Source organism: Paenibacillus macquariensis (assembly GCF_900156375.1).
Taxonomy (GTDB): Bacteria; Bacillota; Bacilli; order Paenibacillales; family Paenibacillaceae; genus Paenibacillus_AQ; species Paenibacillus_AQ macquariensis.
This window is the reverse complement of the sequence record NZ_FTNK01000007.1, coordinates 288,200-308,611: the sequence shown is the minus strand read 5'-3', so window position 1 is coordinate 308,611 and position 20,412 is coordinate 288,200. Positions and strand designations below refer to the sequence as shown.

Genomic DNA, 20,412 nt, shown 5'->3' with positions numbered 1-20,412 from the left:
GTCGGTAGAGCACCTGACTTTTAATCAGGGTGTCGAAGGTTCGAATCCTTCATGACTCACCATTTCTTTATCAGTGTGCGCGTGTGGCGGAATTGGCAGACGCACTAGACTTAGGATCTAGCGTTTCACGACGTGGGGGTTCAAGTCCCTCCACGCGCACCATATGTTTGCGGACGTGGCTCAGCGGTAGAGCATCGCCTTGCCAAGGCGAGGGTCGCGGGTTCGATTCCCGTCGTCCGCTCCATTTTTTTCTTCATGTATTTGCGCCCTTAGCTCAGCTGGATAGAGCGTTTGACTACGAATCAAAAGGCCAGGAGTTCGAATCTCTTAGGGCGCACCATTTTTATTTAGTAAGTACATATTCGCCGGTGTGGCGGAACTGGCAGACGCGCACGACTCAAAATCGTGAGGGAAACCGTGGGGGTTCGAGTCCCTTCACCGGCATACAACGGGACGTAGCTCAGCTTGGTAGAGCACCTGGTTTGGGTCCAGGGGGTCGCATGTTCAAATCGTGTCGTCCCGATAATCTTAAAGACCATCGAAGTTATTCGATGGTCTTTTTGCTGTATAAATCTATCACTCTTCGGTCACAATAAAGAAAAGAAGGCAGATAGAAGGGGATCAATGTGAATGCTTCTAAACTAAAAAAGCAAATTAAAAAGAATTGGAAACAGTGGAAGCGACGTACTGGAACAACCGCATTGTGTGTGATCGTAGTTGGGATGGCATGGTGGGGATTACATCTCTCCGAAAAAGTTCAATCTTTATTGAATTCAAAACCACAAATTGCTGTCGAAACTTTACAATATCTACAAAATTCTTCGGATGATGGAGAATCGAAAGACGATCGGTATTTTTTACAAAGATTGAATGATTCGGATAAAGATCATAAGGTTGTGTTTAGGAGAAGTTATGTTTGTGGCCAAGAAGAACAGCTTCTAGGAAAGATGGGTTTTAAGAACATTAGTGAACTGATTCATAAGAACCCTACTTGGATAGGACATCTTGATCATAACGGGGATGTATGGCTGATAGAATCGATCTCAGACCTATCTCCAGTCTGTAAACAGAAGGCATATATGAGTATGGATGCAGATGGGAATCTTACCTTGTATGAAGGGCCACCGAAAAAAGAAAAGGTATTAAAAACATTTTTTCAGCTTGATATCAATTCCATGGAATCGACACTCCCTGAAGACGTGCTAAAAGAATTATACGATGGGATTCGAATACAGGATATTGATGAGTATAATAGTGTTATATCGACCTTTAGTGATTATGCGCGGGAACATAGCGCGAATGTTATGAAGAGGACGAATTAAAGATAAACTGAAGAGAACAAAAACAAATCCTTCTAGTGAACTAGAGGGATTTGTTTTTGTTTACAATATATAAGGTTACACTTGGACTGTCCATTGAAGAGTATCCGGTAGCAATCCAGTTTGAATACCAGTAATGGTATCATAGAGCTTCTGTGAAAGTTGGCCGATATGCCCTTCATTAACAATCATTTGATGATTATTCCAGAATAATTCCCCAACAGGAGAAATAACAGCAGCAGTGCCGGTTCCAAAAACCTCTTCTAAAGCACCATTAAGGGATGCTTCGTAGACTTCTTCTATGGAAATCTGACGTTCTTCAACAGGAACTTCCCAATTGTTTAATAGCTCCATAATAGAATCTCGGGTTACACCTGCTAAAATGCTACCGTTCAGTTGAGGGGTAATAACTTTGCCATTAATCTTGAAGAATATATTCATGCTGCCAACTTCCTCAATATATCTCTTCTCAATAGCATCTAGCCAAAGCACTTGAGAGTACCCAGCATCCTTAGCCTCTGTCTGTGCTTTAATACTAGCAGCGTAATTACCTGCTGCTTTAGCAGTTCCTAGTCCACCACGAACCGCACGTGTATAAGAGCTTTCTACATTAATCTTAACAGGTTCTAATCCTTCGCTGTAGTAAGCGCCAACAGGAGATAGAATAACGAGAAGTTGGTAAGTGTGGGAGGCACGTACGCCCAAGCATGCTTCAGTTGCAATAATAAAAGGTCGAATATATAGTGAAGTACCTTTTCCAGAAGGAATCCATTCTTTGTCTACATTAACTAGTGTTTGAATAGCATGGATGATGAAATCACCATCGATTTCTGGAATTTCAAGACGTCTGTTCGATTGGTTGAAGCGTTCCATATTTTTATTAGGTCTGAACAAAAGAATTTGCTCATCTTTCGCTATGAATGCTTTCATGCCCTCAAAAACGGCTTGACCGTAGTGAAATACCATTGCTGCAGGATCTAACACTAATGGAGCATAAGGAACAATACGAGGCTCATGCCACCCTTGTTCTAAATTGTAGTCTAGTAGAAACATATGGTCTGTAAAATAATGACCGAAAGGTAGATTACTTTGATCTGGTTTATCTTTGCGGATGTCTGTTTGCTGAATTTTGATTTCTTCCATGTTCATAATCCTCCTATGTCTCAATGAAATATATTATCTTACATTATAAAGAATAAAAAAACAATTGGTCAATCCAATTATTCCATTAATATAATAGTTACCATTATGGGCATGAATTACACGTATGAAATTTCTAAGTATATTAAGTGTCAAGATTAACTAGGATGTTGGTATAACTATTGAATTTTTAATAGCGGGATGGAGTTTTTGATGTCTCTATGGTTTTTTTTGTTACTCTTACCGAATAATTACCTCAATTCATTTTTTTATAATTGATAGAAACAACACGATATGTATAAGTTTTATGACATAAATGATGATACCACATCGCCAAATGTATACTAAATGTTATTAAATCTAACATCGAATGTCTTAAATACCCAATGATTTCGCTTACATTAGAGTATTTTATCCCTTTTGTAGATGAACCTTACCTTGCGAGAATAGAATGCGCTTTCTATAATAAGAAGTGTAAAAGAAATCATTATATATATGGAGGGTCATAAAAATGAAAAAGAGTATAACAATGATTTTGTCCTTGATTTTCGTTACTTCAGCGTTACTAACAGCTTGTGGAGGCAACGATAAGGTTGCTACTAACGCAACAAACAAGGAAAAAGATACACCAGAAGTTAAGACAGAAGAGAAAGTAAGCGAAGAACCGTTTGAAATGACGATCCGCCATACACAGATAGGTGCGGACAAACAGAAACGTTTCGCTATTCTTGAAGATGTTGTGAAAACGGTTCAACAAGATGTTCCTGGTCTGACATTCAAACTTGACGGAGTAGATTCAGACGTAAACCGTAAAGAAAAACTTCGCGGTGAAATGGCTGCAGGAAGCACTCCTGAAATCTTTGAACTTTTCGGAAGTCCTGACTCCAAAATTTATGCTAAAGAAAACAAATTACTTGATTTGACACCAATTCTTGCAGAACTAGGCATTCAAGACAAGTTCTCTAACCTTGATCCTTTCACTTATGAAGGAAAAGTATACGGATTGCCAATCGGTGGTTCTGGTGAAGGTTTCTTCTATAATAAAGGTTACTATGAAAGCAAAGGCTGGAAAGCACCAACTACATTTGCAGAATTAGATCAACAACTAGCTGATATCAAAGCAGATGGCAAAGTACCAATGACTGGAGCTTCTAAAGCTGGATGGGTACCTCTAATGCTTGCTAACCACTTGTGGTCTCGTTATGCAGGTCCAGACGTTACTAACAAGTTCGCTACTGGCGAAGCTAAATGGAGTGACGCTAACGTAGTTCAAGGTTTTGCTAAGTATAAAGAATGGGTAGACAAAGGTTATTTCAAAAAAGGCGAACTTGGCTTTGAATATGCTGAATATACAACTCAATTCACAAGTGGTGAAGCCATTCTTATGTATGACGGAACTTGGAAGTCTTCCGTATTCAAAGCTGGTCAATCCGGTGAAGGTTTGATTGGTAAAGTTGGATTCTTCAATCTACCTGCTGTTGATGGCGGAGTAGGCGATCAAACTGCACTTATGCGCGATGTGAACAATGGCTACGGATTCTCTGCTTCTGTTGCAAATGATCCTCGTCAGTTAGCTGCTGTTACATCATTCATCAAGAACTTCTACAATGAAAAAATGCAATTACGTGGACTTGTAGAAGACGGTGTTCTTCCTTCCATGAAGATTGATCAAGCTGTGTTGAACGAAAACATTACAGATGGTCTGATGAGTGAAATCGTAGCAGTTCTTAATGCTTCCCAATCGTCATTCCCAGCATTTGATTCACTTGTTCAAGCAGATGTTACAACAGAAATCAGTAATATCCAAATTCAAAGTTTGATCGGTGGTCAAACAACTCCTGAAAAAATGGGAGCAGCAATCCAGAAAGTACAAGAAGAAGCAAACGCAGCAGTGGAATAAGGAGCAGTAAATTGAATGTACCCTGGTTCATTGATCCAGGGTACGTTTTTAAAATCTCCTAGCAAACACATCCGCTAATGTCCAACAATCGGAGGTAGTCATGAACAAAGCACTGAGAAATCCCTTAGTCTTTACCCTATTTGTTTTACCGGCACTATTTCTGTTTATGATGTTTTTTATTTATCCCATCTTTAGTTCCTTGTATTATAGCTTTACCAGCTGGAATGGTGTTTCTGATACAGTTAAGTTTTCGGGTCTTACGAATTTCAAAAAAGCGCTTGGAGATGAGCGTTTCTGGATATCAGCAAAAAACAACGGATTATTTATTTGTTTCTCCGTTTTTATACAAGTACCTTTAATTGTATTGTTCTCACTCTTAATTGCTAATGTTAAAAAACTGAAGGGGCTGTACAAGACAGCTGTATTTATGCCTTCAATTATGTCGACTGCAGTTATCGGTATTCTTTGGGGCTTCATCTATGAGCCAAATATTGGTCTGCTTAATAAGCTAATCGGACTGGTTGGTATAGAGCCAATCTACTGGTTGTCTGATGAAAGATTCGCAATGATCTCTATTTTGATCACGAATGCTTGGCAATGGACTGGATTTTATATTGTAATGGTGTTGGCAGCGATTCTGTCGATTCCAGGTGAACTGAATGAAGCTGCGATGATTGACGGAGCTACTGGCGTTCAGCGTGCAACAAGAATAACACTTCCACTCATCATGCCAATTATAACTGTCGTTATTATGTTATCCATTGCAGGAGCTATGAAAGCTGCTGATATTGTCATCGTCATGACGAAGGGTGGACCAGCTGGTTCTACTGAAGTAATGGCAACCTACATGATTAAATATGCAATCACCAACTTTAAATATGGGTACGGCAATGCAATCGCCGTTCTGATCTTTATTTTTACGCTGTTGGTTACGGCTCTTTACCAGCTGTTGATTGCCAGACGTAATGAAAGGATTGAATACTGATGCTTCGTACCTTGAAAAAGTGTATCCCACATGTGATTTTGCTAGCATATCTGCTCGTTATTCTCTTCCCTTTCCTGTTTGTGTTATTCTCATCAGTTAAGAAGAATAATCTTGAGATCGCCTTGAATCCTTTTGGTATTCCTAAGGAATTTGTTTTCGATAATTATATTGAAGCCTGGGTAAATGCCAAGATTAGTACGTATTTCTTCAACAGTATGTATATAGCTATTTTTGCGTCAGTAGTAACCATTTTGCTGGGTTCGATGTTTGCATTTGCGGTAACTCGTATGCGTCAAGGCAAATGGAACGGTATACTTTTTTCCTTGGTTCTAGTAGGAATGTTAATTCCTAATAATGCACTTATGCTACCTATTTATACTATTGTGCGTAAGCTAGGGATACTGAATACACACTGGGCGCTAATCATTCCTTATATTGCCAACGCAATTCCATTTACTGTTATCATTTTAGCAGCCTTTATGCGTATTCTTCCAAGAGAAATTGAAGAAGCAGCAGTAATGGATGGCTTGAATGCTCCAGGTATTTTTGCTAAAATTATTGTACCTTTGACGGTTCCAGCAATGGTTACAGTATTCATTGTTAATTTCCTGGGAAATTGGAATGAATTCTTGCTTGCCAACTATTTCCTTTCCAATGATGAACTACGTACACTTCCGGTGGGAATGGTACAGTTCCGTGATCAATACCAGATGAACTACGCACAAATGTCAGCGGGTATCGTCTACAGTGTGTTACCAGTTGTAATTATTTATGCGTTCCTTCAGGAAAAGATTATCGAAGGTTTAACAGCGGGAAGCGTAAAAGGATAAACCTTTCTTCGAAAGTTAGGAGCTTTAGCCCATGAATTTACGCTATAAATTGTTTGCGGCATTTTTGGGCCTAATAATCATCCCATTGTTTATTCTTGGGATGATTATGTTCTTTGTAACTTATAATTCAATTGAGAAGAAGTATAGTGAACAATCGGAGTATTCTCTCAAAGCGATTAGTTACAGTATTTCAAATGTATTTAATGAGATGGATAACTTGACAGACAACGGGATTGCTACCTCGGTATTTCATATGGCGCTCAGTGCGGATGATCCCACAAATCAGGATCTGACCGATAGCGAGCAGCTCAGTCTGAATGCCAGTCAACGTAACTTTCGAAGTCTTCTCTTTAACCACCCTTCAATCAGTTACGCTTTTTTGTACAATTTCAATGGAAAAGGCGGCTCGGAAATCGTATCACTTTTTAGTAAAGATAATTTCAGTACCCTTCCATATGATAAGTTCAAAGAGAGTGAAATGTACCGTGATGTTTTGACTATGAACGGAGTGCCAAAGTGGGTGGCTCCTCACGAATATCCTGAACTGACAGGAACTGAACCTGTATTTACGCAAATCCGGCTTGTGAAAGAGCTAAGCTTCTTTCAGAACATCGGTATTCTCGTAGTACAGATCAAAAACTGGGAGTTCGAATCGATATTTCGTAACCTGAAAGTTGGGGATAGCACTCAAAAGGTTTCTTTCATGCTTGTAAATGATGATGGTATGATTTTGTTCGATCCAGACAAAGATTTAAGTGGCCAAAATTTCCAATCATTTACGAATAAAGAAGTGACTTTTAAAAAAGGCTTCCAAAGTTTCAAAACACAGTTTGAAGGCGAGAAGAGTATTGTCTCGATGTACCATCTAAAAGATCACCCATGGAGCCTAGTATCTGTGACATCGTGGGATTCATTATCACGTGAAGTTACGATTTTTGCTAGATGGTTTGTTGTTGTTATTTTTGTCTGTTTTTTGGCAGCTTTGATTTTCAACCTCTTCTTTATGAATCGGATTACCGGTGAAATAGCAGTCATTGTACGCTTTATGCGTCGCGTAGAGGGCGGAGATCTCATTAGCCGAATGGAAGAAAAGGGTAACGACGAACTAACACTGCTGGCTAAAGGCTACAATGATCTCATGGATAAAGTTAATAATCTATTTAATCGGATTCAATTGGAACAACGACAAAAGAATCAAGCGGAAATGCGTGTTCTTCAGGCTCAGATAAAGCCGCACTTTTTGTTTAATACTTTGGAATCAATCAATGTGCTAGCAGTGCAGAATGAAGGTCGTAAGGTAAGTGAGATGGTATACAGACTCGCAAGTATTTTGCGTATCACGATTCAGGATAGAGACGAAATCACACTTGAAGAAGAGATCAAACATCTTCGTGATTATCTCGATATTCAAAAGTTTCGTTTTGAGGATTTATTCGACTACGAAATTGATATTCCAACAGAATTATACGGATGTGGAATTTTGAAGCTTACTCTTCAACCATTGGTGGAGAATAGTATTCAGCATGGCTTTGAGGGTATTCCCTATAAAGGTAAGCTAAGTATAAGAGGCTTTGAGGAACGTGGTAATTTGATTATTAGGATTGAAGATAACGGCATTGGCATGAATTCTTCTCAGTTGTCCATGTTTCAGTATATGATAAGCGAGAGCGCTAATAATGAAGAGCAGGGTCATAAGGATGAAGTGAAACGCGGAAACAGAGTTCATCTGGAACGCAGAGGCCTTGGAGTCCGAAGTGTAGCTGATCGTATCCGTATTGAATATGGCTTCAGACATGGGATTTTCATTTGTTCCAGTCAGGGTTGCGGTACAATTATTCAATGTGTCATACCTATATACGAGCAGGGGGAAGATCACAATGCTAAAAGTATTATTGGTTGACGATGAGGCACCTATTCTTAATAACTTGAACAGAGTGCTTCCGTGGCAGGAAATGGGGATGACTGTTACTGGCATGGCGCGCAGTGGCATGGAGGCTCTGCGTATTGCGGAGGAAGAACGTCCTGATCTCGTGCTGTGTGATATACGTATGCCTGTGATGGATGGATTAACATTCATCGGAAAGTTACGTGAGATGGGTCTGAACAGCGAGGTACTGTTAATCACAGGTTATCAGGAATTTGATTACGCACGTGAGGCTATACGGCTTGGTGTAAAGGATTATATTTGTAAGCCCATACATTACGAGGAATTAGGAAATAAGATCAGAGATATCGGAGTTCAGATCCGAAGTAAGCAATTCAAAGATAAGTTGTATAATACCATTCCTCTTTTTAAAGAGGTTCCGACGGATGAGAATGAAAGTACCAAGAAAACAACGGAGCAGCTTATGAATACAGCGGTTCAGTATATTACTGAACGCCTGAATTCAGACATTGGTATCGAAGAGATGGCCGATAAGCTTGGAATCAGTTGTAGTTACTTTTGTTTGTTGTTCAAGAACCGCTTTTCCATGACTTTTGTGGAGTATGTTACGCTACAACGTATGACAGCTGCCAAATTCATGTTGGCTAACAGTGACAAAAGCATTTCAACCATCGGCTCCGGTGTAGGTTATCAGGAACGACGTTATTTTACAAAGGTGTTCCAGAAGCAGACAGGAATGTCTCCCAAAGAATACCGGGACCATAACCGTGCGGATGTTCGTTGAGTTATTCACTACTGCGAACTGGGGATCTATCCTAATAAGAAAACTCCTCGTTCTGATTTTCGAGGCAAAGAGACAATTATCCTATGCTCCTATGCATGAAGGATGATCGTCTTTTTTTATATTAGAGATAGTGATCAATAGTCTGAATTATTAATATATTATTACTCAGGAATGGTATTTCTAGCAGTCATAGACTTAATTAAGAGTTTTTCATATAATAAAGAGACGAATACATATGTTCGCTTTATGTGAGGGAGAGATTGATTTTGCGCATTTTAGGAATTGACCCGGGTATTGCTATTGTCGGATTTGGTGTTGTTGACAAAGAGGGAAGCAAAATCACACCAGTTCAATATGGAAGTATTCAGACGGTAGCTCATACGCCAGAAGAAGATCGTTTGTTACATGTGTACGAAGGTATGGTACAGTTGATAGATAAATATAAACCTGATACGGTCGCATTCGAGAAGCTATTCTTTAATCGAAATGTGACAACAGCAATGATCGTAAGTCAAGCACGTGGTGTGATGATTCTTGCGGCAGTACAAAAGGGACTTCCAATTGGAGAGTATACGCCATTACAGGTGAAACAAGCTGTTGTTGGATATGGTAAGGCAGAAAAAAAGCAGGTTCAAGAGATGGTGCGTATTTATTTGCGCTTGAAGGAAGTACCTAAACCAGATGATGTTGCGGATGCCTTAGCTGTGGCCATATGCCATGCGCATTCATATACTTTAAATTCAATGTTAAATGAGGTATTGCGGAAATGATTGATTTCTTAACAGGCCCTGTCGTTCATTTGGAGAATGATTATGTAGTCTTAGACGTCCGTGGAGTGGGCTACCGTGTTTTCTGTCCTAATCCATATGCTTTTGCCAAAGTTGAAGGTGAAGTTACGATTTATATTCATCAAAATGTTCGTGAAGATGCCATATTATTATTTGGTTTCCCAACACGTGATGAGCAGAAGTTATTCCGAAAATTAATTGAGGTATCTGGTATTGGACCAAAAGTTGCCCTTGGCATATTAAGTGGTGGTAATCCTGATCTTGTGGTGTCGGCAATTTTTCAAGAGAATATTACATTCTTAACCAAGTTACCAGGTATCGGTAAGAAGACTGCTCAAAGGATGATTCTCGACTTGAAGGACAAGTTGGAAGGCTTTGGGACAGGTGCAATCTTGGGTGGTTTGTTCACGGTTCCGGAACCTCAGGTTGGAGATGGATCTTCTTGGTCTGAAGCAAGAGAAGGTCTGAAGGCTTTAGGTTATACAGAAACAGAGCTTGATGGCGTATGGTTGAAAATTAAAGATGATGTCTCATATGAAGACACGATAGACGTCTTAATGAAGCGTGCGCTCAAACTGCTCTATGCGGGCTAAGGAAGAGGAGCGATAGTGAATGGAAGACCGTATCATATCAGCAAACATGATGATGGAAGATCAGGCGGTGGAGCTCAGTCTTCGCCCTCGATACTTGGCAGAGTATATTGGTCAGAATCAAGTGAAGGAAAATTTAAAAATTTATATTGAAGCAGCTAAAATGCGCAAAGAGGCACTGGATCATGTACTTTTATATGGTCCGCCAGGACTGGGCAAGACAACGCTTGCTAATATCATAGCTAACGAATTAGGGGTGAACTTGCGGACAACGTCCGGGCCAGCCATTGAACGCCCAGGAGATTTGGCTGCATTACTGACCAATCTTCAAGAAGGAGATGTATTGTTCATTGACGAAATTCATCGCCTACACCGAACAGTAGAGGAAGTAATGTATCCAGCGATGGAGGATTTCGCGCTCGATATCATGATTGGCAAGGGGCCAAGTGCACGCTCAGTTAGATTAGATCTACCTCCATTTACTTTAATAGGAGCTACAACGCGTGCAGGATTGTTATCCGCACCACTCCGAGATCGATTTGGTGTAGTCAGCCGCCTTGAGTTTTATAGTGTGGATGAGCTTAGTTACATCGTATCAAGAGGTGCAGATATATTTGGAATTGAGATTGTGGGCGATGCAGCCGATGAGATAGCTCTTAGGGCGAGGGGGACCCCTCGTATTGCCAATCGTCTATTGAAACGAGTTCGGGACTATGCACAGGTGCGTGGAGACGGGATGATCACAAGAGATATTGCAGATCAGGCACTCCAAATGCTACAAGTTGACCCAAGAGGTCTGGATTTAATTGACTATAAAATTCTTCATACCATGATTACTAGCTTTCGTGGGGGGCCAGTTGGATTGGATACGATTGCTGCAACGATCGGAGAAGAGAGTCAAACGATTGAGGATGTGTACGAACCCTATTTAATGCAGATTGGATTTCTACAACGTACTCCACGAGGGAGAATGGTCTCACCTGCTGCATATCAACACTTAGGATTGCCACAGCCTCCTCAGCAGAAGTAAATAATCTATCTCAGAGAGGAGAAATTCAATGTTTCTTCATATGAAAAGCAAAGCGTTGAAATGGTTATGTAAAGGAATGTTAGTCGCTGCTGTTGGAATAGCTTGTATACCTTTCCCTAATAAGGTTATGGCAGCAGGACTCACACCGGACTCCATACGAGTTGCGATTTTTCTGGATTTAGGAAATACTTATAAATCAACAACTCAAGCTGTAACCCTTCAGTCTGTATCTCCTTGGAGCGCAGGATTTAATGGGAATGACGGTTATCATCCTTTAATTAATATCTCGCAATCTACACAAGTTCGTTTCAGTATCGATTCATTCCGAGTTAAAGTGTTAGAGACGAATGATTGGAAAACAGCGGCGGCTGCATCACAGAAGCTGGCTACAACGAGTGATAAACCGTTACTATTCAGTTCTACACTTGGGGGAAGTATGGTATATCAATTGTACTCAGGACCTTATGCAACTGAACAAGCGGGTAGAGAGGCTGTAAACCGTGTAGCACAAACTGCATCCGCTCAATTGAACGGTCAAGTGCCATCTCTTAAGGGAAGTAAACATTGGTCTGCAGGTGTTTATACTACGCAAGCTGAAGCGCAGACTCAACAAAAGTTCATACAAACTGCAGGATATGATGCTAATACTGTTATCCAGAGTGCGCCTTCAGGCGGAACTCAATATGCAGTATGGGTAGGTGAAGCTGCTAATGATAATGAGCTGGCGGGAATTCAACAAGAGATGAGTCAACTTGTGCCATCCGTTACTTTATCGAATGTAGATCCTTCGATACCAGCACTTATCGTGCGTCAGGATGTTGGAGTTAATCTTACTTCACTCCAAACGTTAGATCATTATCAGATAAGTGGTGACACATCCAAACTATGGATTCCGGATCGATCAAGTGGCATACAAGTCACTGAAAGATCCAAACGTATTTACCGCGGTAATTGGGAAATAAGTTCATATAATGGGCAGCTTGCGTTGGTAAATGAAGTTCCGCTAGAACAATATTTGTACTCTGTTGTTGGAGCAGAGGTACCTTCATCATGGCCCAGTGAGGCATTGAAGACACAAGCAGTAGCTGCACGTAGTTATGCTGTTTTTCAGAGAAATAAATTTAAAGTAGCGGATGTAGTCGATACGACGCTAAGCCAAGTATATAATGGTACAAGTTCTGAAGCAGCCAGTGTTACCAAAGCTGTAGATGATACTAAGGGAGAAATCCTTATGAAGGATGGCAAAGTAGTTGAGGCCATCTTCTCATCCAATAGCGGTGGGATAACCGCAGATTCTAGTGAGGTATGGAATAGTATCGATAATACCTTTACAACTGTCACAAGTGAAGGTGATTTAGCTGCACAAAAGAGTCTTAAAATGTGGTATCATGTTTTGTTGAATAATGGACTAACAGGTTATGTTCGTGAAGATAACGTGAAGGAATTGGCTACTACAACTGCCGCGGGACTTGCTCAGTTAACGGTAACATCCACGGATACGAATGTTCGTGTAATTCCATTAGTTCAATCCACTGTTCCAGCAGTTAGTAAACTTAATCCGGGTAATACGGCGGTTATTCTCGATAAAGTCGCAGAATCTAACACTTACTCTTGGGTAAGAGGTCCGTATACTTCAGCTGAACTACTTAAGGCAATGAAGGGGAAGGGTACAATAGTATTACCTACTACCATTAACTCACTGGATGTTACGAGACGAGGACCATCGGGTCGGGTTGTAGAACTGCAGGTAAATGGACAAATATTGGATGTGAAGTATCCAGATATGTTCCGGTCAGCACTAAATGGATTGCCAAGTACATTGTTTGATATTGCATCAACTGGCAGTTATACTGTATTAGGCTCGGATGGTGTAAAAGTACAGGCATTGACATCTTCTAATACTTCCGTGATCTCGGCTTCTGGTACAGCTAGCCTTAAAGGTACAGGAACGGTCATCATGAATAGTGAATCCAAGGCAGCGGTATTAGATGCTAGTGATAAGTTTATGTTTATCGGACAAGGAAATGGTCATGGTCTAGGACTTTCTCAATGGGGAGCCAAAGGTATGGCCGATGCAGGGAATGGTTATCAGGATATTTTGAAACACTATTATCAAAATGTCACTATCGCTAAGGAATGACGACACATGGATGTAGAGTTATATAATTTTGATCTACCAGAGGAATTGATTGCTCAGACACCACTTCTAGAACGAAGCTCATCTCGATTGCTAACGTTGAATAAAGAAGATGGTAAGACGGAGCATCATACATTTAAAGATATTACGGAATATCTTAAGTCAGGTGACACACTTGTATTGAATGATACTCGGGTTATCCCGGCAAGACTGTTTGGTGTGAAAGAGGATACAGGTGCTAAAGCAGAGGTTCTTCTACTTAAGAATCTGGGGGATGATCGCTGGGAAGCGTTAGTGAAGCCAGGGAAAAAGCTGAAACAAGGAAATATTATTGTATTTAGTGATGAACTTAAAGCGGTAATTGAGTCTGAAAGTGATATGGGAGGAAGAGTACTCAAGTTTACGTATAACGGAGTATTTCAAGAAATCCTTGATCGACTTGGACAAATGCCTCTTCCGCCATATATTAAGGACAAGCTGGATGATCGTGAGCGTTATCAGACGGTATACGCTCGTCATGAGGGTTCAGCAGCAGCACCTACAGCAGGGCTTCATTTTACAGAGGAATTACTCGATGATATTCGTGCTAAAGGTGTTTCGGTAGCCTTTATTACATTGCATGTTGGATTAGGTACATTTCGACCGATGTCGGTGGAGCGTGTAGAAGACCACGTGATGCATGAAGAATATTATTCCCTTTCTCAGGAAACGGCAGATCTTCTGAACGATACTCGTCGAGCTGGTGGTAGAATTATTGCTGTGGGAACGACAACATGTCGAACACTAGAGACGGTTGGGCAGCAATGTGCTGGAGGACCTTTGAAGGAAAGTAGCGGTTGGACAAGTATTTTCATGTTCCCGGGGTATGAGTTTACGGTAGTCAATGCTTTAATTACTAACTTCCATCTTCCTAAATCAACATTGGTCATGCTAGTTAGTGCCTTAGCAGGGCGAGAACATATTCTTGAAGCGTACAAAGAAGCTGTGAAGGAACAATATCGATTCTTCAGCTTCGGTGATGCTATGTTTATTTATTGAAAAATAGGAAACGGTAAGATTAACGTTTCAACTTAAGTTTTAGATGAATGTTATATAAGGAAGGAATACAAATACACTATGGTAGCAGCAATTACTTATGAACATATTAAAACATGTAAACAATCAGGAGCACGTCTAGGTCGTGTTCATACACCTCATGGGATTATTGAGACACCTACATTTATGCCCGTTGGGACATTGGCGACGGTTAAAACGATGAGTCCAGAAGAATTGAAGCAAATGGATGCACAGATTATTCTCAGCAATACCTACCATTTATTTCTACGCCCAGGTCACGACATTATTCGCGAAGCGGGTGGACTTCACAAATTCATGAATTGGGATCGACCTATTTTGACAGATAGCGGTGGATTTCAGGTGTTCAGTCTTAGTGAAATGCGCAAAATTACGGAAGAAGGCGTTCATTTCCGCTCTCACTTGAATGGTGATAAATTATTCTTGTCTCCAGAAGTTGCTATGGAAATTCAGAATGCACTGGGATCAGATATAATGATGGCATTCGATGAATGTCCTCCTTATCCTGCAGAATATGATTATCTGAAGAAATCACTTGAACGGACATCTCGTTGGGCTGAACGTTGTTTAGAGAGTCATGCTCGTCCGAATGATCAAGGGCTATTCGCAATTGTTCAAGGTGGGATGTATGAAGATTTACGTAAGCAGAGTGCGCGTGATTTGACTTCCATGGATTTCCCGGGGTATGCTATTGGAGGACTCAGCGTAGGTGAATCTAAGAAATTAATGTATGATGTATTGGATTACACAATTCCACTACTTCCAAGCAATAAGCCTCGTTATTTGATGGGTGTCGGATCTCCGGATGCTCTGATCGAAGGTTCTATTCGTGGAGTGGATATGTTTGACTGCGTTCTACCAACACGTATCGCTCGTAATGGGACAACAATGACAAGCGAAGGAAGAGTTGTGATCCGTAACGCTAAGTATGCTCGAGATTACGGTCCATTAGATCCAGCATGTGATTGTTATACATGTAAGAACTACTCGAGAGCTTACTTGCGGCATTTGATTAAGGCAGATGAAACCTTTGGTCTGAGACTGACTACATACCATAACCTGCACTTCTTGCTAGAATTAATGCGCAAGGTTCGTCAGAGTATTATGGACGACAGACTGCTTGATTTCCGTGATGAGTTTTTTGAACAGTATGGGCTTTATGAGAATCTTAAAGGTTTCTAGAATGATGTAATTTATTTAAGGGGGAAATAAAATGACTGAAATGATTCAATTACTTTGGCCGTTTGTTTTGATGTTTGCGATCTTTTACTTTTTGTTAATTCGTCCGCAACAAAAGAAACAAAAAGCACGTGCTACTATGTTAAGAGCTCTAGGCAAGGGAGATAAGGTAGTAACTATTGGTGGTCTTCACGGCACAATCGTAGAAATCACGGATGATATTATTGTTCTTCTTGTTAATGATGCAACTAAGCTTACTTTTGACCGTAGCGCGATTAGTCAGGGTGTACGTAAGGATGCAGAAAGTAAATAAATTGTGATCTAAATATGTTGCCACAAGTAAAAGAGGTTGTCCATTTTGTCGAGTTGACAAAATGGACAACCTCTTTATGTGTCTATAAGGATAGTTCCACATCTTTAGAACGATTCCTGTGCTGAAGTTTCTCCTCTTTCTTAAGGGTTAATTTAGCCCAATAAATTCCTAAGGTGGATGCTGTAAGGCCTAATAATGACCCAGCGAACATATCCGTTACCCAATGAATTCCAAGATAGAATATACTGAATACTACAACAATGGCACTTATGGCCGTGATAATTCTCCAACGACGATTGCCCGAACGAGCAGCTAATATCATAATCGTCACGGAGATAGACGTGTGAAGACTTGGGAAGCAATTATCTAGACCGGAGAGGGGTCTATAGGATTCCTCGAATCTAGGAAATACATCTAACATATGAAAAGTGACTCCAGAGAGTGGATAGGACCAGACTTCATTCACTGGAAAAAAGAGATAGAACGGAATGGCTACCGCATAATTAATTACGATGGCGAAACATGTAGCATACACGAACAACTTATTCTTATTCAAAAGGTATACCCCGATAGAGGCAATCAACAGAGATTGAAAAACAATAACATAGAAGAACACACATATTTCTGTGATTATTGGATTATAGAAGAATTCTTGTAGATTTCTTACGAAATGACCTTCTATACCGAAGACCCAGGGCGTGAAATCTGCTTGATAATTCATATTTTGTTCAATTGTGAGTTCATATTTATTAATAAATAGAATGCCTGCTACACCAATAAATAGAAATGTGAATCTTCGAGAAGATATAAGAGTATTCGCGAACTCTTTAATAACGCTAAATGGATTACGAAGTGATCCTAACCAAATCAGTATAATAACCATTGCTGTTGAAGCTAAAGTAATCGTTCCCATTGACTGGTAAAGCACAAAAATAGCCTCCTCTTTATAAAATGACTTAAACTAGTGTACCACATAAATAAGGAAGAGACTATTGTTGGAAATTACATATTTTGTCTTAAGTTAACGCCGAACATTCCTCCAATTGCACCAATAACAAATGCTACACCTACCCAAAGAATATGTTCTAATGTTATCGAATTATCTAAAGCAAGAAAACCGATAATCACAATAAATAGCCCGTAGAATATGCCAGTTAAACCTCCGTTATACCATCCTTTTCGTCCTGAACGCTTACCAGATACGATACCTCCTACTGCTGCCGAGAACATATGTATTACATAAATATACACACCAAGATCATGTTCCTGCATTCCACTTAACCATAAGAACAAAGATAGAATAAATGAACCCATCATCATCCAGAAAAATGCATAACAAAGCCCTGCAAGGATGGGGTTGGTAATTCTTAAAGAGATGAATTGACGAATAAATTGCATATAAGAAACCTCCTTTATAGTCCATATGTTACTGTCATTGTATGATGGGGCTTGCCCCAGTAGTACAACAACAAAGCATAGGGTTGTTGCATATTAAATTGCCATTAATTAAAGATAGAGACTCCTGCATGAGCTTTATCAAAAAAGGTGACAATAGCAATACAAACATGTCCAATTGTGACAAGATTAAGGGAGTAGATATAAGTGACAGGCGATATGACAACTCACATTTTCAGAACATTATTGATGTATTTTTTCATTTATTTCACCATTCGTATTATGGGGAAAAGAGAAATTGGAAAACTCTCACTATTTGATTTTGTCATCTCCATTATGATTGCTGAACTTGCTGTGTTTGTTGTTGAGGATATGAAAGAACCTCTGTTGGATGGGATCCTTCCTATGGTGACACTTGTCATCTTGCAGATTATCATTGCAAAGATTAGTTTGAAGAATCGGAGGTTACGTCTGTTATTTGATGGGAAGCCTACCGTTCTCATTTCTAATGGTAAAATTCATCGTGATGCCATGAAGAAGCAGCGTTATAATCTTGACGATCTAATGCTTCAAATCCGTCAAAAGGATATAGATAACATTGCCGATGTAGAATTTGCGATTCTCGAGACGACAGGTCAACTTACGGTTCTTTCCAAAGATTCAAAGTCTGCTGAGGAGTCTTCATATGAATCTTCGCTAGCTAGAAGGAAAAGTAGAGTGTACAGCAGGAGAAAAATTTTGGTGCCTGCTGGTAAACTAACTCATCAAGGGTTACCTGTGCCGTTGATTATGGATGGTAGAGTCCAAGATGAAAATTTACACTTGATCAAAAAGACGCGATTTTGGTTGAAAAATCAGATTTTAGCAAAGGGTGCGAGCGATTTCAAAGATGTTTTTCTATGCAGTATTGATCATAATAATCATATTTATATTGATCTAAAGGAAAAAGTAAGTGGCGAACCGGTTAAGTGAATTTCTGTTTGGAGCGAAACCAATCACCGATCATTGGTATTTTCTCTAGATCCCGAAAGGATACGAGCTTGATACTAAATATAATGATGAAATAAATAATCATACCAACCATACTTGCTGCAATGAATTGTAACCATGCGAGTTGCTGAAAAGGGAGATGGTTATAAGCAAATTGGGTCCCTCCCGCCATTACGATCATAGAAACACCCATTTTTACAAAGTCGAAAATCTTGTATTTGAAAGATAACATCCTAGCTACACTGAAACCATGTAACAATGTAACGATGATACTGTTAGCAATAATGGCAATCACAGCGCCTAGTATTCCATATTGAGGTTGTGATGCTAAGTACCAGATTAGAAATAACTTAATAGCGGATCCAATTAATGTATTGCGAAGAGCTTTACCAGGATGGTCAAGTGCTTGAAGAGCTACCATCAGCGGAGCTTGAACGTATATAAATAAGGCAAAAGGCGCCATGAGTTGTAACATACCTGATATATTGTGATCGTTGTATAAAAGTAAACATAACGGAGCAGCAAGGACAAACATCAAAACAGAGAAAGGTGCTCCGGTTACAAGGGCTAACCTTAATGTTTGATTGAGTCTTTTGTGAATCATAACCATATCATTGCGGGTTGCTGCTTCTGATAAGGAGGGAACGAGTGAGACTGATAATGCAGCGGTTAGCGCCCCTGGTAGTAACAATAATGGGATGATCATACCTTGCAATGCTCCATACTGAGCAGTTACAACGGAGGTGGCGAAACCGGCTAATGCAAGGCTTTGTGCCGTAATAATGGATTCGAATAAATATGAGAAGGATCCGACGAGCTTGCCTGCCGTAACAGGGATCGTAATTTTCAGTAATCGACGAAGTACCCTTTTTGGGGGAAGGATAGGAGCTTCCGCTTCTAAGGTGTCATTTGTCTCAGGATCGTCTCCCTTTCTATTCTCTGCATGATATTGCCATAGTAATATAAGGAAACCAATGAATTCACCGGCCATCACACCTAACATGGCTCCAGCTGCTCCAAATTCAATTCCTTTGGGTAGAAGAAGAAATGAGAACCAAAGTACACATACAATTCTAGCTAATGTCTCTACAATGGAAGATAGGGCTGATGGAATCATATTCTGTTTCCCTTGGAAATAGCCCCGATAGACAGAGGATACAGCAACAATTACGAGCATGGGACTCATACTAACGAATGTGTGATAGACCCTTGGGTCTGTCAGAATAGTCTGGGTGATCCAAGGGGCGAACAAGATGGATAATAGCATAAAGATAATACCTAATGTGAGCGTTAAGGCTAGACTGATTCGTAAGACGGTTTGTGAAGCCTTTGGATTATTTGCTGCCTCAGCTTCTGACACAATCTTCGATACGGCAAGGGGGATACCACCGGTAATGATTGTCATTAATACAATGAAAAATGGATACCCTAGTTGGTAAATTCCAACACCCTCTGCTCCAATAATACGTGGTAACATAATGCGAGGGATAAACCCTAATATCCGATTAATGATACCTGCTGCCACTAATATTAAGGTCCCTTGTATAAATGTTTGTTTCTGTTGCTTATTTAGTTGTCTCTTAGGCTTCTTCAACTGCTCACTCCCTCTTCCCGAGTCAAGCTTAGCCGGTTGTCCAGCATGACCATTACTATATGGATATGCTTAACCTGTCCATTCTCATACGTAAGCTTTGTAATTCATTTCATAGAAAAAGGAAAATCGGGTTTAAGGGTCGAATAACTTGTTAAGAGATACAGACATCATAGAGAGGAGGAGTACGCGTGGGAGTAGAAGATTTAAGTAGCGTGCAGCTCGATGAGGATATTCAGATGATGTGTAAGAGCAAAGCCGAAGAATTTAGACTTATCGGATATGAGCACGTGACTGGTAAAGATGTATGGAATTGCGTTAGCTCAAAATACGAAAAGGAAGGCTTTCCTCCAATCTATAAATTAGTCAACGATATTTTATCTCTAAAAGTAACGGGGTTTATGAATTTTATGACAATGTCGGCCTATAGGGGATCTACTTTTGAATAGAAGAGGTCCTTTTTGTCTTGGAAAGGAAAGGGA

The 20,412-nt window shown here is 40.1% G+C and carries 19 protein-coding genes and 5 tRNA genes; 20 read left to right on the top strand and 4 right to left on the bottom strand.

Annotation, left to right across the window (positions count from 1 at the left end; genetic code table 11):
• Positions 1-77: 77 nt before the first annotated feature.
• The 6 genes from BW961_RS15335 to BW961_RS15310 all read left to right on the top strand — a co-directional run bounded on the left by BW961_RS15335 (position 78) and on the right by BW961_RS15310 (position 1,322).
• Positions 78-162 (top strand) — tRNA-Leu (locus tag BW961_RS15335).
• A gap of 7 nt (positions 163-169) precedes the next feature.
• Positions 170-244: transfer RNA gene (locus tag BW961_RS15330), tRNA-Gly, on the top strand.
• A 19-nt stretch (positions 245-263) separates the two neighbouring features.
• Positions 264-340 (top strand) — tRNA-Arg (locus BW961_RS15325).
• A gap of 24 nt (positions 341-364) precedes the next feature.
• Positions 365-444, top strand: a tRNA-Leu gene (locus BW961_RS15320).
• A gap of 5 nt (positions 445-449) precedes the next feature.
• Positions 450-523 (top strand) — tRNA-Pro (locus BW961_RS15315).
• Between the two features lie 103 nt (positions 524-626).
• Complete coding sequence (locus BW961_RS15310; protein ID WP_068588091.1) at positions 627-1,322, top strand: BofC C-terminal domain-containing protein; 696 nt, start codon at positions 627-629, stop codon at positions 1,320-1,322.
• 75 nt (positions 1,323-1,397) lie between these two features.
• Here the strand turns inward: BW961_RS15310 and BW961_RS15305 are convergent, their stop codons facing one another.
• Positions 1,398-2,468 carry a branched-chain amino acid aminotransferase gene (locus BW961_RS15305; RefSeq protein WP_068588088.1) on the bottom strand — a complete coding sequence of 357 codons (1,071 nt, stop codon included), beginning with the start codon at positions 2,466-2,468 and terminating at the stop codon, positions 1,398-1,400.
• Between the two features lie 502 nt (positions 2,469-2,970).
• On the opposite strand from BW961_RS15305, the gene BW961_RS15300 reads away from it, so the two are divergent.
• The 12 genes from BW961_RS15300 to yajC all read left to right on the top strand — a co-directional run bounded on the left by BW961_RS15300 (position 2,971) and on the right by yajC (position 15,954).
• Complete coding sequence (locus BW961_RS15300; RefSeq protein WP_068588086.1) at positions 2,971-4,359, top strand: ABC transporter substrate-binding protein; 1,389 nt, start codon at positions 2,971-2,973, stop codon at positions 4,357-4,359.
• 100 nt (positions 4,360-4,459) lie between these two features.
• A complete protein-coding gene (locus tag BW961_RS15295) occupies positions 4,460-5,344 on the top strand; it encodes a carbohydrate ABC transporter permease (RefSeq protein ID WP_068588082.1) in 885 nt (294 codons plus the stop codon).
• Positions 5,344-6,174 (top strand): carbohydrate ABC transporter permease, encoded by an 831-nt coding sequence (locus BW961_RS15290; protein ID WP_068588079.1) that lies wholly within the window; start codon positions 5,344-5,346, stop codon positions 6,172-6,174. Before BW961_RS15295 ends, BW961_RS15290 begins: the two co-directional genes overlap by 1 nt.
• Before the next feature lie 31 nt (positions 6,175-6,205).
• Positions 6,206-8,074, top strand: coding sequence for a cache domain-containing sensor histidine kinase (locus BW961_RS15285; RefSeq protein WP_068588077.1), 1,869 nt, complete (start codon positions 6,206-6,208; stop codon positions 8,072-8,074).
• A complete protein-coding gene (locus tag BW961_RS15280; RefSeq protein ID WP_068588074.1) occupies positions 8,052-8,843 on the top strand; it encodes a response regulator transcription factor in 792 nt (263 codons plus the stop codon). The genes BW961_RS15285 and BW961_RS15280 overlap by 23 nt, the downstream gene beginning before the upstream one ends.
• 266 nt (positions 8,844-9,109) lie before the next feature.
• Complete coding sequence (ruvC, locus tag BW961_RS15275) at positions 9,110-9,613, top strand: crossover junction endodeoxyribonuclease RuvC (protein WP_068588071.1); 504 nt, start codon at positions 9,110-9,112, stop codon at positions 9,611-9,613.
• Positions 9,610-10,224 (top strand): Holliday junction branch migration protein RuvA, encoded by a 615-nt coding sequence (gene ruvA / locus BW961_RS15270; protein WP_068588068.1) that lies wholly within the window; start codon positions 9,610-9,612, stop codon positions 10,222-10,224. The genes ruvC and ruvA overlap by 4 nt, the downstream gene beginning before the upstream one ends.
• 19 nt (positions 10,225-10,243) lie before the next feature.
• Complete coding sequence (ruvB, locus tag BW961_RS15265; RefSeq protein WP_068588065.1) at positions 10,244-11,251, top strand: Holliday junction branch migration DNA helicase RuvB; 1,008 nt, start codon at positions 10,244-10,246, stop codon at positions 11,249-11,251.
• Between the two features lie 28 nt (positions 11,252-11,279).
• Positions 11,280-13,391 carry a SpoIID/LytB domain-containing protein gene (locus tag BW961_RS15260; RefSeq protein ID WP_068588062.1) on the top strand — a complete coding sequence of 704 codons (2,112 nt, stop codon included), beginning with the start codon at positions 11,280-11,282 and terminating at the stop codon, positions 13,389-13,391.
• A gap of 6 nt (positions 13,392-13,397) precedes the next feature.
• The gene (gene queA / locus BW961_RS15255; protein ID WP_068588060.1) at positions 13,398-14,426 is read left to right on the top strand and encodes a tRNA preQ1(34) S-adenosylmethionine ribosyltransferase-isomerase QueA; all 1,029 of its coding nucleotides are present in this window, start codon (positions 13,398-13,400) and stop codon (positions 14,424-14,426) included.
• 78 nt (positions 14,427-14,504) lie between these two features.
• Entirely contained in the window at positions 14,505-15,644 is a 1,140-nt protein-coding gene (gene tgt, locus BW961_RS15250; protein ID WP_068588057.1) for a tRNA guanosine(34) transglycosylase Tgt, read from the top strand.
• A 31-nt stretch (positions 15,645-15,675) separates the two neighbouring features.
• Entirely contained in the window at positions 15,676-15,954 is a 279-nt protein-coding gene (gene yajC / locus BW961_RS15245) for a preprotein translocase subunit YajC (RefSeq protein ID WP_068588055.1), read from the top strand.
• A gap of 82 nt (positions 15,955-16,036) precedes the next feature.
• Here the strand turns inward: yajC and BW961_RS15240 are convergent, their stop codons facing one another.
• Positions 16,037-16,882, bottom strand: a complete 846-nt coding sequence (locus tag BW961_RS15240) for a phosphatase PAP2 family protein (RefSeq protein WP_244555964.1) — start codon at positions 16,880-16,882, stop codon at positions 16,037-16,039.
• A gap of 74 nt (positions 16,883-16,956) precedes the next feature.
• Positions 16,957-17,352 carry a TIGR04086 family membrane protein gene (locus BW961_RS15235; RefSeq protein ID WP_068588051.1) on the bottom strand — a complete coding sequence of 132 codons (396 nt, stop codon included), beginning with the start codon at positions 17,350-17,352 and terminating at the stop codon, positions 16,957-16,959.
• A 216-nt stretch (positions 17,353-17,568) separates the two neighbouring features.
• Between BW961_RS15235 and BW961_RS15230 the strand changes: the two genes are divergently transcribed.
• Complete coding sequence (locus BW961_RS15230) at positions 17,569-18,321, top strand: YetF domain-containing protein (RefSeq protein ID WP_082867560.1); 753 nt, start codon at positions 17,569-17,571, stop codon at positions 18,319-18,321.
• On the opposite strand, the gene spoVB is transcribed toward BW961_RS15230, so the two are convergent.
• Positions 18,314-19,933, bottom strand: coding sequence for a stage V sporulation protein B (gene spoVB / locus BW961_RS15225; protein WP_068588046.1), 1,620 nt, complete (start codon positions 19,931-19,933; stop codon positions 18,314-18,316). The two genes, BW961_RS15230 and spoVB, sit on opposite strands and share 8 nt — an antisense overlap.
• Before the next feature lie 188 nt (positions 19,934-20,121).
• On the opposite strand from spoVB, the gene BW961_RS15220 reads away from it, so the two are divergent.
• Positions 20,122-20,379 (top strand): post-transcriptional regulator, encoded by a 258-nt coding sequence (locus tag BW961_RS15220; RefSeq protein ID WP_068588042.1) that lies wholly within the window; start codon positions 20,122-20,124, stop codon positions 20,377-20,379.
• Positions 20,380-20,412: the final 33 nt, after the last annotated feature.